The 17337-nt window shown below is 47.7% G+C and carries 12 protein-coding genes and 1 pseudogene; 4 read left to right on the top strand and 9 right to left on the bottom strand.

The features are described from left to right. Positions 1-192: 192 nt before the first annotated feature. Together QUB08_RS10695 and rimM are read left to right on the top strand one after the other, a co-directional pair. On the top strand, positions 193-825 hold the full coding sequence (locus QUB08_RS10695) for a response regulator transcription factor (RefSeq protein WP_333224720.1): 633 nt from the start codon (positions 193-195) through the stop codon (positions 823-825). A gap of 134 nt (positions 826-959) precedes the next feature. Next, complete coding sequence (rimM, locus tag QUB08_RS10700; protein ID WP_333056199.1) at positions 960-1601, top strand: ribosome maturation factor RimM; 642 nt, start codon at positions 960-962, stop codon at positions 1599-1601. Between the two features lie 69 nt (positions 1602-1670). Here the strand turns inward: rimM and QUB08_RS10705 are convergent, their stop codons facing one another. From QUB08_RS10705 to QUB08_RS10745, 9 genes and pseudogenes are all read right to left on the bottom strand, one after another. Next, on the bottom strand, positions 1671-2129 hold the full coding sequence (locus QUB08_RS10705) for a phosphate-starvation-inducible PsiE family protein (RefSeq protein ID WP_333224721.1): 459 nt from the start codon (positions 2127-2129) through the stop codon (positions 1671-1673). A gap of 361 nt (positions 2130-2490) precedes the next feature. Next, positions 2491-2805 carry an RNA-binding protein gene (locus QUB08_RS10710; protein WP_333143949.1) on the bottom strand — a complete coding sequence of 105 codons (315 nt, stop codon included), beginning with the start codon at positions 2803-2805 and terminating at the stop codon, positions 2491-2493. 640 nt (positions 2806-3445) lie between these two features. After that, complete coding sequence (locus QUB08_RS10715) at positions 3446-5641, bottom strand: nitrate reductase (protein WP_333224722.1); 2196 nt, start codon at positions 5639-5641, stop codon at positions 3446-3448. Between the two features lie 375 nt (positions 5642-6016). Further along, positions 6017-7717, bottom strand: coding sequence for a nitrate ABC transporter ATP-binding protein (locus tag QUB08_RS10720; protein WP_333224723.1), 1701 nt, complete (start codon positions 7715-7717; stop codon positions 6017-6019). 104 nt (positions 7718-7821) lie between these two features. After that, entirely contained in the window at positions 7822-9846 is a 2025-nt protein-coding gene (locus QUB08_RS10725) for a nitrate ABC transporter ATP-binding protein (protein ID WP_333224724.1), read from the bottom strand. 168 nt (positions 9847-10014) lie between these two features. Beyond that, positions 10015-10884: a nitrate ABC transporter permease gene (gene ntrB / locus QUB08_RS10730; RefSeq protein ID WP_333224725.1), complete on the bottom strand. Its 870-nt coding sequence runs from the start codon at positions 10882-10884 to the stop codon at positions 10015-10017. A 178-nt stretch (positions 10885-11062) separates the two neighbouring features. Continuing rightward, entirely contained in the window at positions 11063-12397 is a 1335-nt protein-coding gene (locus QUB08_RS10735; protein ID WP_333224726.1) for a CmpA/NrtA family ABC transporter substrate-binding protein, read from the bottom strand. 91 nt (positions 12398-12488) lie between these two features. Beyond that, on the bottom strand, positions 12489-12815 hold the full coding sequence (locus tag QUB08_RS10740; RefSeq protein ID WP_333206576.1) for a 2Fe-2S iron-sulfur cluster-binding protein: 327 nt from the start codon (positions 12813-12815) through the stop codon (positions 12489-12491). Positions 12816-12836: 21 nt separating this feature from the next. Beyond that, positions 12837-14372, bottom strand: a pseudogene (locus tag QUB08_RS10745) (ferredoxin--nitrite reductase); the annotation flags it as partial. Positions 14373-15124: 752 nt separating this feature from the next. Between QUB08_RS10745 and QUB08_RS10750 the strand changes: the two are divergent. Both QUB08_RS10750 and QUB08_RS10755 read left to right on the top strand, forming a co-directional pair. Further along, complete coding sequence (locus tag QUB08_RS10750; protein WP_333156213.1) at positions 15125-15340, top strand: hypothetical protein; 216 nt, start codon at positions 15125-15127, stop codon at positions 15338-15340. Between the two features lie 1012 nt (positions 15341-16352). Further along, the gene (locus tag QUB08_RS10755; RefSeq protein ID WP_333224727.1) at positions 16353-17255 is read left to right on the top strand and encodes a PEP-CTERM sorting domain-containing protein; all 903 of its coding nucleotides are present in this window, start codon (positions 16353-16355) and stop codon (positions 17253-17255) included. The last annotated feature ends 82 nt before the right edge of the window (positions 17256-17337 follow it).

Below are 17337 nucleotides of genomic sequence, written 5' to 3' on the forward strand. Positions count from 1 at the left end.
CATTAGTCATTAGTCATTAGTCATTAGTCATTAGTCATTAGTCATTAGTCATTAGTCATTAGTCATTAGTCATTAGTTATTAGTCATTAGTCATTAGTCATTAGTCATTAGTCATTGGTTCGGTACAAGTTCATGTAAAATATTAACAACTAAGTAATCTTCCTTCTTCCTTCTTCCTTCTTCCTTCGTATTATGAAAATTTTAATTGTTGAAGATGACCCGATGATGCAACTGGGATTAGAGCAAGTTTTAGCCGATTCCCCAGAAATAGAAATAGTAGGACAAGCAGAAGATGGCTATTTAGGCGTAGCAGCCGCACTGAAACTCAAACCTGATATTATTGTAATGGATATCGGTTTGCCACGGCTCGACGGCATAGCAGCGACGCAGCAAATTAAAGCACAACTCCCAGAAGTTCGAGTAGTAATGTTAACTTCTCACACTGCAGAAACTGAAATTATTGCTGCCCTTTCTAGTGGGGCTGATGCTTATTGTATTAAAGGTGCTTCTGTAGACAGGCTGTTAGCAGCGATTGCAGCCGCCGCAGAGGGGGCTACATATCTTGACCCTCAAATTGCCCGGACTGTCATCGAACACCTGAAACCCCCCATACCTGCCTCTACAACTACTTTTGGTCAGTTGTCGCAGCGGGAATTGGAGGTGTTAAAATTAATGGTGGAAGGTAACAGCAATCCTGAGATAGCAGCGGCGCTTTACTTGAGCCCAAATACTATTAAAACTCACGTTCGCGGTATTATGAATAAGTTGGCAGTGGATGACCGCGTGCAAGTCGCAGTTGTAGCGCTGAGAACTGGATTGGTGTAAAGAAGTCAGTAGTCAGTAGTCATTAGTCATTAGTCAGTAGTTATTTGTTGTTTGTTACCAAGGCTTTTCTGCTACCAATGCCCCATGCCCAATTCCCAATTCCCAATTCCCAATTCCCAATTCCCAAAAAGTTTATGTCTGAATGGATAGAAATCGGTAAAATTGTAGCAGCTCAAGGTTTGGACGGGGAAGTGCGAGTCTATCCCGATTCGGATTTCCCGGAAAGGTTTATCGAACCGGGGAAGCGGTGGATTTTGCGCCCTAACAAAAGTGAACCGGAACCGATCGAGTTTTTGGGCGGTCGCTACATTCCGGGCAAAGGGCTGTATGCTGTAGAGGTAGAGGGTGTGGAAGACCGCGATAGTGCTGAGGCGCTGCGGGGCTGTAAGTTGTTTGTTGAAAAGACCGATCGACCTTACCTCGAATCTGATGAGTTTTACGTCCAAGATTTGATCGGTATGGAAGTTTTTAACCAGTTAACTGGGGAAATCCTCGGCAAGGTAAGTGATATTATTCCCGCAGGTAACGACCTTTTAGAAGTAGAAACGAATCTAACGGCGCCGGAAACTGTCGCTGCAGAATTAGAAAAGCCAAAACAGCCTGAAACTCCCCAAGCAAACGCTGACCCCCGAAATACCCGCAAACCACGGAAAATTCGCGTTAAAGAGCCTAAATCCACAAAAATCTTGATTCCTTTTGTGGAAGAGATTGTGCCAGTTGTTGACTTAGAACAAGGCCGAATTGAAATTGTGCCTCCTCCTGGTTTGTTGGAATAATATCATGTCCGGTCGAGGGGCAGGAGATGATATTAGTTATTAACAATTCGCAATCCCCAATTCCCAATATTAATCCTTTCCTCTATTTGTGAACCGCACTATCAAGTAACTGATGGAAAGCGCGAAAATAGCAGTCGCCAAACCAATCAAGTCGGCTGCGGTTTTCTTTTCCAGGTCAAGAATGATGATTTTTCGAGATACTGCTATCAAAGAAGTTACAATAACTAGCTCTACTTGAATTACGTGCTTTTTCAGATAAGCTGTAATATTTTCCAAGATTTCCAATGCAATTAAAACATTTAAAAATAACCCAAATATCACAAACAACGTGTCTTTTAAAAAATTATCAGTGTGGTTTGCCAATTCTTGTGCTAAAAAAATCACCAAATCGGCAACGCTGACGATAATTACCAAAATCATCGCCAGTGATAAAACTTTCGATATTATTACTTCTACACTTTCTGTAAAATGCAGAAAATTTTCATCATTGCTTAACTTCGCAATTTGCCTAAATATTTTTTTCAGCATACCAGTGATTTAGTCATCATTCTTGATGATTTTGTCATTTTTCGGTACGCTTTGCAAGCGCAAAACTCTCTGATTGCCTGGTTTCACGGCGGCAACCCGGGCACTGGGGAGGGCGACTCTCTTTGCCTGTTATATTTTATAGTTTTTCGTGTCAGCTAGGAATCGATCGCACGCGATGAACTCCTGCTTAATAAATTTTTGCCATAAAAAAGCCTCAAACTATTGTCTAGCAATAGTTTGAGGCTTTTAAGGCGCGGTGCTACCACTGAACTAACTATCTATTCTCAACAGAGAATGATTGTTGACTCCCAGCTTGCTCCGACGTAATATAGAAGATAGCTAAAAATTTAGCTCGGGTGGTTTAGTAGCGACGAGAATTGCCACCGCGATCGTTGTTGCCCCAGTTACCACCACCAGAATTGGAACCACGTTCTTCACGGGGTTTTGCTTTGTTGACTTTGAGGTCGCGACCCATCCACTCAGCACCGTCAAGAGCCTCAATGGCTGCGGCTTCTTCGGCTTCTGTAGACATTTCTACAAAAGCGAAACCCCGCATCCGACCTGTTTCCCGGTCAGCAGGCAACTGAACGCGCTTTACTGTTCCGTACTCTCCAAAAGTTTGGTTGAGGTGCTCCTGCGTTACTTCGTAGGATAAATTGCCGACATAGATTGACATTGAACATTCTCCAGAATCAGAGGGTGTAGAGATTTAAATCCGGAGGAACGCCGATCGAACGAACTGCACTGCCGAAAATAAAGCCTTGTAAAACGATTATAGCACCTATAGGTGCAAACTGCAATTGTCTGACTCGATTAATTAAAAAGAAGGCAGAAACCATTCGCCAGAAGACATTCTCCCGAAGGAAAAACCCCCAATCAAGAATGGAAAAACTCAGAATAAAAAAATTTAATTTTCCTTGTTTCCGGGCTCTGGCGGGGAAACGCAGTTTTTAGGCTGCGTAATGGCATAACCATTTTAGCTTTTAGATCTGGGATTTGGGATTTAAGATTTATGTGTAGGGTATGTCCGGGTTCAAAATTGCTCGATCGAGAGAGGTTCTTACCCCAAAAACGGATACAAGCCCCGGACTCCTGTCGCCAAGAGTGCAAAATTTTAGACTCTTGTTCAAAATCCCAGATTCATCTGTGGAGTAAATCTTCAATCGTTCGACTGAGCGCGATTGACGGAGCGCGACTCGACTGAACGCTCGCCGAACGTCTCCCGGAAAGTCAACCAGGTTCCTCCCCATGTCGATCGCCCGCGGCTTCCGGCTCGTTCTTCGGTGATTTGTAACATCCCGTAGTTGGACGGCAGATCAAGAAGTGGCGGCAAGGGGGGATTTTGGCCAATTAAATTCCCCAACTTCTGCGGCAACTTCTGCGGCAACCTCCGCCCCAGTTTCTGCCCCAACCAGCACCAACTGCACCGCACAAGCTTTTAACTCAGGCTGTTTGGAATCTGGACAGCTTGCAGCATGAGTCATGGCATTGGCTTCAGCCCCTTGGGCCCACAGAGAACCCCAGTGCATCGGTACAAATAGCGTACCTGGGGCGATCGCCTTTGTGACTTTGGCCGGAAACTGCGCCTTGCCGCGGCGCGATCGAACTTCCAGCAAATCACCCTCCTTAATCTGCAATTTGGCAGCATCGCGGGGGTGAATTTCCAAAAACGGATCGGGGTGCAATTGATTAATTTTCTCAGTTCTACCCGTCCGCGTCATCGTGTGCCAGTGTCCGTAAACTCTGCCTGTCGTCAACACAAACGGATAATTCGGATCGGGAGGTTCTGCCAGTCCCCGCGAGTGATAGGCCGAAAATCTCGCCCGCGCGTCAGGAGTGTGAAAACGCCTGTCTGTATACAGCCGTTTCGCTTCGTTCGCTGGATGCACAGGCTCGTTTTCCCGGCAAGGCCACTGCTGCGGCCCTTCTTGGCGGATGTATTCGTGGCTCAGGCCGGTCATGTCGCAAGGCTGACCCCGCGTCAACTGCGCGTACTCTTTAAAAACCTCCGCACTGTTCTCGAAAGCAAAGTGTTCGGAAAAACCCAACCGCCGTCCGACTTCAGCGAAAATGCTCCAGTCATCGCGGGCTTCCCCGGAGGGAGTGTCGAAACCGGGACAAAAGGTAACGCGGCGTTCGGAATTCGTCATTACTCCGGTTTTTTCGCTCCACTGCGTTGCCGGCAGCAGGATGTGAGCGTAGGCAGAGGTTTCAGTGGGATAGTAAGCTTCTTGATAAATAGTAAAGGGCGATCGCAGCAAAGCGGCTTTAGTGCGTTCCAAATCCGGCATACTCACCACCGGATTAGTAGCTGCAATCCATAGCAACTCGACATCGCCAGTTTCCAAGCCGGTGATCATATCCCAAGCAGTGCGGCCTGGATTCGGGGAAATACTTCCCGGTGCGATTCCCCAAAACTCCTCGACTTGGGTTCTGTGTTCAGCATTTTTCACAAATCGGTAGCCTGGGAGCAAGTGAGACAGTCCTCCCGCTTCCCGCCCTCCCATCGCGTTTGGCTGGCCGGTGAGGGAAAACGGGCCGCATCCCGGTTTGCCGATTTGACCTGTCATCAAGTGCAAATTAATCAGCGATCGCACCTTTGCCGTGCCTTCCGACGACTGGTTGATTCCCATCGACCACAGAGACAAAACGCGCTGCGACTGTTCCCAGTAGTTTGCCGCCGTTTCTAACTCGCTGACAGTAATGCCACAGCGCGAGGCTACAAAATCCGGCGTGTAGCTGCTAACAACCTCAGCAAAAGCTGAAAAATTCGCCGTGCATTCTTCAATAAACTCTGAATCTATTGATTGCCTGCGTAACAGCAAATATGCAATTCCATTAAGCAAATCTATATCCGTACCCGGTTTAATTGCTAAGTGCAAATCCGCCGCTTCCGCAGTCGGAGTCCGCCTTGGATCTACCACAATCATCTTGACATTTGGATTTTTTTTGTGGTATTTTGCTAATCGATTGAATACGATCGGATGGCATTCTGCTGTATTGCTGCCAATAATAAAAGCGCAATCTGTTAATTCTAAATCGTCGTAACAGCAAGGCGGCCCGTCCGAGCCAAAGCTTTGAACGTATCCAGAGACTGCTGAAGACATACACAAGCGAGAATTAGCATCAAAATTATTAGTACCCAGACAACCTTTCATTAGTTTCTGGGCAATATAATAATCTTCTGTTGCGAATTGACCAGAACCGTAAACGCACAAAGCATCGGGGCCGCTGGTGCTGCGAATTGTTTGGATGCGGTTAACAATTGCATCGAGAGCTTCGTCCCAGCTAGCGCGGCGGAACGGTTGGTCGAGAGTATCTCGCATCATCGGATACAGTAGCCGATCGCTCCGAATGGACTCTGCTACGGTTGCTCCCTTAATACAAACCATGCCCTGACTCGATGGGTGATTGCGATCGCCCCGCACTTTCCAACTTTGTTTTTTGTCGGGAACAACTTCTAGACCGCAACCTACACCGCAGTATGGGCAAAGAGTTTTTATAGTTTCCATCTGGTGATTTTAGATGCTAATTTTTGAAAGCTAATGGGTAATTCGTAATTTGTCATTATAGTCGGAACTGAGTGCTCCTGCAAATAATGTGTTAATAATTACTAACTTACCGCAAAAATGCTTCACAGCAACGGACAATACCCTGATTTAAAATTAACCGCTCTCTTACTAAAACTCGCGATTGATATCCCTTTTAGGTCGTGGCTCCCGGCTCCTCAATCCCTCTCAAATAGAGGCACTCCAGACCTAAATCTTGTCACCCCTACCTAGGGGGAGCTAGGAGGATTTTTTGCAGGACTCAAACAGCGCGTAGGTACTACTTTTGGTCTGGTTGTTAATACCAATCCGAGATTTAGTGCGGGAGTATTATGTCGCCTACTTCTGTGTTTTAACCTCAAATACGCCACCGTTAGTGGGGCTAAAAGTTACTTGGAACTCAGCAGTTTTTTCAGCGCCTGGTGTGGCACCGGCAGGAGTTTGCAAAACAGGCAGAGGAGTTTCTTTGAGGAAATCTTTAGCTGCTTTATTTGTGGGATCGAACTGTAGGATATCGCCGTTTTGTTTTACTTTGACCCGATAAGTCAAGCTTTCGGTAAATGTCGGAGTTGTTCTCCATTTTTGGTCGATTTGTGCATACAACTTCTGTCCGATCGCATCGAGTTCGGCTTGGTCAGAAATCACTGATGTGGCGCTGGTTGCTGCATTGGGCGTGGCGCTGTTAGCAGCAGCAATGGGTGCAGGACTTGCAGCAGCAGCGATGGGCGCGGCGCTGTTAGTAGCAGCAATGGGTGCAGGGCTAGCAGCAGCGATGGGTGCAGGGCTAGCAGCAGCGATGGGTGCAGGGCTAGCAGCAGCGATGGGTGTAGGGCTAGGATTCGGTGCGATCGAACTTGCTGCAATTTGCGGGCTGGGGGGAGAACTCACAATCGCCCCGGCAGTCGGCGCCGGAGGTGCAGTTTCTGCTAGTTTCGCTTGCTTTAGCTGGCTGGAAACAACAGACATATTGACCGCAGCTAAAGTAAACATTGCTACGAACCACGAGGCTGCCAGGATGCCGCGTTTGATCGACGAGGCTTCTGAGGGTTCGGCAGCGTGAGACACAAAAGGTGCAGGTGCAAGAGGCCTGTCAGCAACCGCAGGCTTTTTGCTAGCAGGTAATGGCATCGGTAGCGCGACGGCTTCTGTCTCCGAGTCCGTTTCTTCACCTTCTTCGTGGTGGGCGTAGCGAGAAAACAGGAACTCCAAAGCAAAGTTACGCAGTTCGTAGTATTTCGGGTCTTCCATAATCCGTGCCCGGTTGCGGGGACGGCTGAACGGAATGTGCATATCTTCGCCGATGGAAGCTGCTGGCCCGTTGGTCATCATCACGATGCGATCGGCCAAAAACAAAGCCTCATCAATATCGTGAGTAATCATAATGACGGTAATTTTTTCCTTCCGCCAAATTTTCAGCAATTCTTCCTGCAACTCTTCCCGGGTAATCGGGTCTAGAGCTCCGAAAGGTTCGTCCAAAATCAACAGTTTGGGGCGAGTTGCCAGAGCTCTGGCGATCGCCACCCGCTGTTTCATCCCCCCGGACAATTGGCCCGGTCTTTTGTGACAAGCTTCGGTCAGCCCCACTAATTCCAAGTGTTCCTTGACGATCGTATTGTGTTCGTCTGCGGACTTTTCCGGGTAAACATTTTCAACGCCGAGGTGAATATTTTCTGTAGCAGTCAGCCAGGGTAGCAGCGAGTAGTTTTGAAACACCACCATGCGATCGGGGCCTGGTTCAGTAATCTGCGAACCTTCCAGGGCTACTTCTCCGTTTGTCGGCCCGTTGAATCCCGCAATCATATTCAGCAAAGTAGATTTGCCGCAGCCAGAGTGACCGATCAAACAAATAAATTCGCCTTCATTAATAGTCAGGTTTACACCGTCGAGAACCACGTAAGGGCCTTTAGGAGTTTCGTAGACTTTCGATACGTCTTTAATAGTAAGAAAGTCTTGCTTGGGCGTTTGAATTTTGGTTTTTTGGGGGGTTTTTAGAGTTTGCATATTTTCAGGATTTGGATTTGGGATAGGGGGATTAGACATGACAACTTTCGATTGAGAATTTTAAATTAGGGAGTTAGGAAGCGGAAAATGTGGAGTCTTGTTTCCTGATTTCTTGCTCCTCATTCCCTCTTCCTATTTGCTGGTTATGCTAGCAGTTTGATGGAACACTGACTGCCTATTTGTTCAATTAAGATTTCTTCAATGCGGACGTTGCGCTTGATTTTGACATTCTGAAGATACTCGATCGGGTCGTCGAGATTAAACACAGTGCCGTCAAATAGCTCGATCGTCCGGCGATCTCTGGCAATATCCGGCAAGCCCAATTCGCGCACTGCTTGACCAAAAACATCCGGCCGCAAAACTCGATCGACAACTTCCACCCAGTTTTTCGGGAACGGGATCAGTCCCCAGCGAGCCATCTGCGCCATCACCCACACCATTTCTAGGCGGTCTGGAAAATTGGCTTTGTCAACAGAGAACTGGTTGAAGTTGTAGAGCATTTCTGGTTCTGCCTCCGTACCGGAGTTGTACGGATCGATGAACCCTGGACGGATATCTTTCGGATCAGCGCCGATGTATTGTTCTTGGCTAATCAATCCTAGGACTTCTTCGCGGTTGCGGCGGTCGTCGCAGTATTCGCAGGCTTCCAAAAGCGCTTTGACCAGAGCCAGGTGGGTTTGAGGATATTTCTGAGCCCAATCTTCGCTAACACCGAGAACTTTTTCGATGTGTCCGGGCAGAATATCCAGGGAACGGGCCATAACAAAACCCGTGCCGCTGTTGACAGCGTGGGAGTTCCAGGGGTCGCCTGAACAGTAACCGTCAATGTTGCCCGCCTTTAAATTCGATACCATCTGCGGGGGCGGAATCACATTCAAGCCCACATCGAGGTCGGGGTCGATGCCGCCCGCGGCCAGCCAGTAGCGGAACAGCAGATTGTGCATGGAAGCCGAGTGTACCATGCCCAAGGTGTGAACTTTATCGGGAGTCTTGGCGATCGCAGCTTTGAAATCCTCTAATGTCCGAATCCCTTGTCTGTAGAGGTCTTTGCTGAAAACAATCGAATTGCCGTTGCGAGAGAGCGTCATGGCGCTACAGACAGGCACAGGGGCTTGACCGTCCATGCCCAACAGCATGGCGATCGGCATTCCTGCGACCATTTGCGCCGCGTCCAGCCGTCCTTCGGCAACTCCTTGGGCGATCGCTTTCCAGCTAGGTTCGCGGCTGAGAGTAACTTCTTCCAAGCCGTGGGCTTTGAAGAATCCTTTTTCTTTGGCTACTACTAAGGGGGCGCAGTCGGTGAGGGGAATAAAGCCGATGTCGAGGTTGATTTTTTCCAGGCCATTGCGGGCGATGACGGGCGGTTGTTGTTTAGCCCTGCGCTGTTTGACCCGCTTTTGCTGGTTGAGGAAGTAAACCATTTCGTTACGCAGTGCGTAGTAACTCGGATGGTTGACAACTTCCATGCGCTTGCGGGGGCGGGGAATGTTCACCTCGAGGATTTGCCCGATTTGCGCTTCCGGGCCGTTGGTGAGCATCACAATGCGATCGCTCAGTAATAAAGCCTCATCCACGTCGTGAGTTACCATCACGCTGGTGACTTTGCTTTCTTCGCAAATTTTCATCAACTGGTCTTGCAAACCGCCGCGAGTTAAGGCATCCAGGGCGCCGAAGGGTTCGTCTAGCAGCAGCAATTTCGGGCGAATCGCTAGGGCGCGGGCGATCGCCACCCGCTGTTTCATCCCCCCAGAAATTTCGCCTGGGCGTTTGTCGGCGGCGTGGCCGAGTCCGACCAATTTAATGTGGTGTTCGATCACCAACTCGCGATCTTCTTTCGAGTTACCGCTGTAAATTTCATTGACTGCTAGGGCAATATTTTCGCGCACCGTCAGCCAAGGTAGCAGCGAGTAATTTTGAAACACCACCATTCTGTCCGGGCCTGGATCGCGGACTTCGCGTCCTTCTAAAGTAATCCCGCCCTGACTTGCTTTGTCGAGGCCGGCGATGATATTTAGCAGCGTAGATTTGCCACAGCCAGAGTGCCCAATTAAGGTGATGAATTCTCCCTTTTTAATTTTCAGTTCGATATTTTTAAGAGCGATGTATTGCTCTCCATTGGGCAAGTTAAATACGCGGTCAACGTGGTCTACTTCAACAAATACTGACATGGCTATTTTAGGTGACTTGGTAATTTTTAGATGCTAATTATTAATGAAAAATGGGGCATTGGGCATTGGGCATTGGGCATTGGGCATATATAATTATTCCCGCTTCCTAATAACTAATCACCAATCACCCACCACTAATCACCCATTCCCCATTCCCCATTCCCAATCCTATTTCTGTTCTTCGGGAACTACTTTGGAGGCGATGAAACCAACGATTCTGTCTAAAATTAAACCAACGATTCCTACATAAAGCACTGCTAGAATCACTGCACTGAGTCGAGAACTGTTGTAAGCGTCCCAGATGAAGAAGCCGATGCCGACGCCGCCGACTAACATTTCCGCAGCTACGATCGCCAGCCAAGACAAACCGATGCCAATTCTCAAGCCAGTGAAGATGTAAGGAACTGAAGAGGGAAGCAGGATTTTCCAGAAGTATTTTTGGTTAGGGAGGCGCAAGACGCGGGCGACGTTTCTGTAGTCTTGGGGTATTTGTTGAACGCCTACTGTGGTGTTAATTAGAATCGGCCAAATTGCTGTAATTAAGATTACAAATAGTGCCGAAACTTCGTTAGCTTTCACCCCCATGCCTTCAAAGGGATTGAACTGTTGAAATACAGCCAGGGCGATCGGCAGCCAAGCCAGGGGCGGGATAGTTCTGAATACTTGAAACAGCGGGTCTAAAGCATCGAACATTAGGGAGTTTGTGCCGATCAGGATTCCCAAACTGATGCCGAGAACTGCTGCCAAAGTAAAGCCGATCGCCACCCGCTGCAAGCTAGCCAAAATTTGCCAGAACAAGCCTTTGTCTGTACCGCCGTTGTCGAAGAAAGGATTAATAATCAGATTCCAGCTTTCTTGGACAGCTTTGATTGGCCCGGGCAAGCTGGACTCTGGACTGTTGCAGAGGATTTGCCAGATTATGAGCAGAACTGTAATTGCTACCAGCGGGCGGATGATTTTTCGGCGGTTTTTTTGAACCTGATCCAGAATGAAATTTACTGGATTTTTGCTTTTAGTAACAGCGAGGTTTGTTGCCATTTTTCTTTTTGCACTATTGTGAATAATCGATTATTTGTAGATACTTTTAACAGAGATTCAACAGGTTTGGTTCGTAAAACGAACTATCCGTTTCACTCCGCGCAACACCATCAATCAATTTTAGGGGTTTGTCAACTGTTAACAGTCACCAGTCAACAGTCAACAGTCAACCAACTAATTATGCTTTTTTGATTGCCAGACTCTTCAGATATTCTTCTGGTTTTTCTGGGTCAAACTTCACGCCGTCAAAGAAGGTTTCGACACCGCGAGAAGTCGTAGCAGGAATTTGAGCTGCGGGAACGCCAAGTGCTGTCGCTGCTGCTTTCCAAATATCTTCGCGGTTAACTTTATCAACCGTGGCTTTGATGTCGGTAGTTGCCGGGATATAACCCCAGCGTATATTTTCAGCTAAGAACCAAGCATCGTGACTCTTGTAGGGATAAGAAGCATTGTCCGCCCAGAATTTCATCGCCACGGGGCTGGCAGCTTCAATGCGGCCGGTACCGTAGTCAATTTGAGCTTTAGAGCGACCGATAATATCTGCTACTGGAACTTTTAACCACTTATCTTGAGAGATAATTTGGCACATCTCATCGTGATTTTCGGCCTTATCGCACCACTGCTGGGCTTCCAGTACGGCCATTGTAATTGCTTTGGCAGCTTTGGGGTTTTTGTCAACCCAATCTCCTCTTAAACCTAAAGCTTTTTCAGGATGATCTTTCCACATTTCTCCAGTTATTAATGCCGTGTATCCTACCTTTTGAGCAACTAGCTGAGCATTCCAAGGTTCGCCTACGCAAAAGGCTTCCATGCTGCCAGATTTCATGTTCGCTACCATTTGGGGCGGCGGTATGGGAATCACGGAAACATCTGTATCTGGGTTAATACCGCCGGCTGCTAGCCAGTAACGCAGCCACAAGTCGTGGGTGCCACCGGGAAAAGTCATAGCAACAGGAAGGTTTTGGTTGCCAAAAGCTGCTTTCAGGGGTGCGCTGTCTGTACCTACTTTTAAATCTAGGTATTTTTTGCTGAGCGAAATTGCCTGACCGTTAGTATTTAACCGGGCGAGAATGTACATCGGCACTGGCTGATTGCCTTTGGTAATAGTGCCTAATGTCATGTGGTAAGGCATCGGGGATAGGATGTGGGCTCCGTCAATGCCGCCTTTTTCGGAACCGAGTTCTAAGTTGTCGCGAGTAACTGGCCAAGATGCTTGTTTGGTAACTTGTACGTCTTTCATGCCGTACTTGGCAAATAACCCTTTTTCTTGGGCGATGATTAAGGGTGCTGCGTCGGTGAGGGCGATGAATCCGAGTTTGGCTGCGGTAACTTCTGGGGCGTCGGCGGGGTTGATGTTGACTGCAGGGGTGGCGCTGGGTGATGCGCCGTCGGCGGCGGGGGTGGCACTTCCGTTAGATGGGGTGGAACTCGAACTGCAACCGTGGGCTAGGAGGGTGCCGGCTGCTGTTGCTCCAGCGGTGATGATGAATTTTCTTCTAGAAAGGTTGCTCATTTGTCTTGAATTGTTGTTGTACTTTGAGAGGGTGGAAATGTGAGATTTGAGATTGATTCGCGACCTTCGCATCGCATCTCACATTATTAGATTAGGCGTCGATCGTCACTTTGCCGATCGCCCGCGCGCTGCAAGTTAAAATGAACCCTGGTTCTAAGTCTGCCGCCGCGTCTGGTTTGCTGTCGTAGACTGTTTGGCCTTCTAGGAGTTTCTGCTGGCAAGTGCCACAGCTTCCCGACCGGCAATTGCTGTCAAGTTCGACTCCGGCCCGTTCGGCAACATCGAGAATGAACTCATCTTCGCTGCAAGCAACTTCTTTGCCCGATCGAGCGAAAATGACAGTAGATGTCTGAGGTTTGGCTGCCGAGACTGCAGTTTCGCCCTCCTCAACCGTCAATTGGAGTTGCCGATTCAGCAAAGCTACATCCCCTGTAGTCTGTTTGGGAACTGCCCCAAACTGCTCGACTAACAGTTGATACAGCAGCGGTTTCAGGTCTTCGCAAGGGATGCCTTTTTGGACGCAAGCACCCAAATGAGCGTCTTTCCCAACTGTGCCTCCCATGTAAATGTCTACACCTTCGAGGGTTTTGCCGTTCTTGCGAACTTTTGTTCCCATCAAACCAATGTCTGCTACCTGGGGTTGACCGCAGGAATTGGGGCAACCCGTCCAGTGAATTCTGACAGGTTTGGGTACTGAAAGTTCGGCTTCGAGTTCCTCAATCATTGCCACGGATCGGCTTTTGGTTTCGATGAGGGCGAAGTTGCAAAACTTGGCACCGGTGCAGGAAACCAAGGCTCGCATCAGCGGTGCGGGCTCGATGGAAAAACGCTGCAACAGCGGTTCTTTGACCAGCGATTCAATCCGCGAGTCGGGAACGTTGGGAATAATCACGTTTTCTTCGACGGTGAGCCTGAGCTCGCCGCTGCCGTAAACCTCGGCAATTCTGGCCAAATCGAACAAATCCGATGCCTGCAGCCGTCCGACTGGAACGTGCAGCCCTACATAGTTGAGCCCTGATTGTTTTTGGGCGTAAATGCCGATGTGGTCGCGTTTGTCCCAGGTGATTTCATCTTTGGGCGCGGCGGCGGGCAAAGTGCGCCCTAATTCTTGTTCGACTTCGGCTCGGAATTTTTCGATTCCGAGTTCGTCAATCAGCCACATCAGCCGCGATTTTTGGCGGTTTGCTCTTGGGCCTTGATCGCGAAACACAGTTAAAATTGCTTTGCACAAATCTACAACGTCGCTGGGACTTGCCCATGCGTTGAGAGGAATTGCAGCGTCGCAGCGTTTGGCGGAGAAGAAACCCCCGACTAAAACGTTAAAGCCGATGTTGCCGTCTTTGTAAGCGGGTACGAAGGCGATGTCGTTGATTTCTGCGTGGACTGAGTTGTCGCGGCAGCCTGCGATCGCAATATTAAACTTTCTCGGCAAATTTGAAAACGCGGGGTTGCCTTCGCCGTTGTTCGTAATCATGTCTTGGACTTGGTTCGCCAGTTCCCGCGTATCTATCAGTTCGTCGGCGTCCAAGCCCGCGACTGGGGAACCCGTGATGTTACGCACGTTGTCCATGCCAGACTGGATGCTGGTCATGCCCGCTTCTTTGAGGCGGCGGAAGATGTCGGGTACGTCTTCGATGCGAATTCCGCGCAATTGCAGGTTTTGTCTGGTGGTGATGTCGGCGCTGCCGTCGTCGCCGTAGCGTTGGACGATTTCTGCTAACGTTCTGGTTTGATTGCTAGTAATGATGCCGTTGGGCAAGCGCAGCCGCATCATGAATTTGCCGGGAGTTACTGGCCGAAAGAAGATGCCGAGCCATTTGAGGCGGTGGTCCCGATCTGTTTCGTCCATTGCTTCCCAGCCAATTGCGGCGAAATGGTCGAGTTCGGCTGTTAATGCTAAGCCATCTTTTTCGGCTTTGAGTTTTTCAAACTTGTTCAGGCTCGCTTGGGCTTTGGGTTCTACTGTTTGGGTCATCGGTTTACCCTCGCTGCTGGCTTGTGTGGGGAGGTATTGACTTGGAGCATAAAGTGTGTGTTTCCTGCTAACCTTAGTGAGTGTATGGATTTAAAACTGTATATTTAGTTACTAGATGGAATTTCTTTTAAGCATGGTTGATCGGCTGTACAGTTGAGCTTGACTGGGCGCTGCCTCGAACGCCGTCCAACTATTTATGGTTATAGTTGCTACCGAGGATTCGGTCGATCGCTGCGTTTCGATGCACCTTTGTTATGAGCTAATGTAAAGCCCACGATTGTAAATATTCGTAGCTATTTTTACAAAATATTGAGTTTTATGAATATTTCGCATACAGCCCATGCGTTTTATACATGGGAAATGGGTAAAGACGCCCACAATACCGAAAAATCTCTCTAAATCTTTAGATTTAGGAGGGGAGAGGGGGATATGGGAATATCTAAGGCTCGCGAATTAAATAATTTACACTCTTGAAAGTGGGGACTAGGGGTTGGGCACTCTTAGCCCGCCCTTTCTGGACGGGCGGGACGCCCATCCCACAAGAGCCATCACGCATTGTAAGTTATTTAATTCTCATTCCTAAGATTAATTTTGTGACTGCGATCGCAGACTTAAAACGAGATCGTCACAACATTAAAGCGGTCGCTGTCACACAGTTTGCCTCAAAAAATCACATTGTGTGCTATGCCAGCGTCACTCTTGATTTTCCAAGAACGAGAGATTATATAAGTATCGAATTCAGGGAATGTCTCATGTTTTTAGTTCAACTTATCCCCGGCGCTATTTCCGAAATGCTTGCCTCTGTTAGCGATACGGGTTGTTTGACTTTAGCCGATCGCTACGGCTTGATGGCCGCTGTTTTGGACGACTCTCTCGACGATGAATACAGACATTCGATCAACCGCCTGCTGCGTTCTGTGATTAAGGGGAGAGTCAAGATAGTCAACGAACTGTCGGCGATATATTAACAGCATTTAAAAATTTGATTGATTTATGCAGCGCATAAGAGTGCAGAAACCACCGGCCGAGTTAGAAGGAACCCACGATGCCTGCAGCGGATGTAGGGCAGGAAGTTGATTGGGTGTTCTAAAAACGTGCGATCGCTATTGCCGTATGATTTTTTTTGATTATCCAATTCTCGCTTTGGGCGGCACTTACAGAAAAAGTGCTGATTCATGAGAGCCTGTTGGGTGGAACGCTGATGGTAAAATTAGTAAAACTGCTGTGCGCGATCGGCCTTTGAGGAGTTGGAGGAATGAAGTCCTCCCAACCAACGTAATTATAATTATTAGACATCTCCAGCAAAGCCTGTCTTGAACAGGCAGGATGCCTGTTCCACAATAATTATTGGAGAGGTATATTGAACCGGGCTGGCGATGAAAGACAATGTATGAAAATTATTAATCAAACAATCGAATTATTAATAGAATCCGGCATCGGCATCTACAACATCACGCCCACTTTTGTCAAAATTAATTGGTAATTGATAAAAAATCAATTAAGTCGATCGGCAGGAAAAAATAATAATATCTTGTAGGGGCCGGTATAGCCTGGATATTGACTCGCAGACAGTTTATTGCTGCACTCAACCGCCTAAACCCAGTAGTTGGTTTATTTGCACCTACAGGACTTACGCAGCCCCGCTATAATACTGTGCCTGCGTAAGTCCTATATAACAATCCTAAATGAGTTGTGTAATTCTTGTAGGGGCAAACCCCCCGTGGTTGCCCCGCCTTGGGTGGGGTAGGCACTCTTAGCACTACCCCTACATATTTTTACAAGTGATGCGAGGATTGCTATATATTTAGTTACTGGCATTGGTTGGGTGTTTTAAGCCATCTATTTAATATCATGCAATTGCCCGACCAAACCTTTAGCAAAACTTTAAGAAATTCGGCCCGAAGGTATGATTTACTAAAAATTAAAAACAGTCGATCGATCAGACTTGACAATTTAACAATGATTCCCAGGGAGCATTTTATGAAATCCATTGCTAAAAACAGCATCCACTGGACTTACTCAGTGGCTATTTTCTGTACCCTTTTCGCACTACAGCAACAAAAAGCTACAGCAGCAACGCTATCTAACGGCTGGAATTATGCGATCGATTCCTTCAACGACGGCGTGACAGGGCCCCAAATCGGTGGCGGCGATTTTGAATTTTACGGCCTCGCCATCAAAGAAACATCAGATACAGCTTTTATCGCCATCAATTCTAATCTAAGTTTAGCAGGATATGCCGACCCACTAGCTCAAAGAGGCAACATCAACTACGGCGATTTATTCTTCAATTTTTCCGGTCAAAACTTCAATACAGCTAACGCAAACGGCAGCTTGTTTGGTATCCGCTTTGCCGAAGGAAATGACTCCGGCGTGGCGACAACAGGCGTTTACAGTAACGTTACCGCTAAAAACGTCACCCAAATCAACTCTGGCTTTAGCAATTTAAATCAATTCAATACGGTAGTTGCATCTCAAGGCGGAACCCCGTCTATGGGAGATTTATCTGCCACTGACCCCTACTTTGAACAAACAGGAAACTCGACTATTCTTAACTCAATAGCTACTGGTACAAAAGTAGGAGAGATTAATGTTTTAACGCCAGCAACTTTGAACGCTCTCGGTCTTGATTTCGCTCAGTTTAATGCCGTAGGTTCTCAAACAATTGGATTTAGTTTCAATAAATCCTCAATGCCTTCGGGGAACTATATTGCTAACTTTTTGGCGGAGTGCGCTAACGATGCGATCGCTATTCAAGGCTCATTTGAACAAGGCTCTGCTGAACCAGTACCAGAACCTGCTACTATCTTCGGTACTTTAGTAGGATTGAGCTTTTTAGGTATTGGCGCAGCAAAACGAAAAATTAAGTGCAAGATTTCCTAAGTTAGGTTGGGTGTGCATTAAGTACATTACGAATAGCTGTTATGCACACCTTAGTAATAGGCGTAGTGCCTCACAAATTGCC

Origin of the sequence: Microcoleus sp. BR0-C5 (assembly GCF_036705045.1) — a bacterium.
Lineage (GTDB): Bacteria > Cyanobacteriota > Cyanobacteriia > Cyanobacteriales > Microcoleaceae > Microcoleus.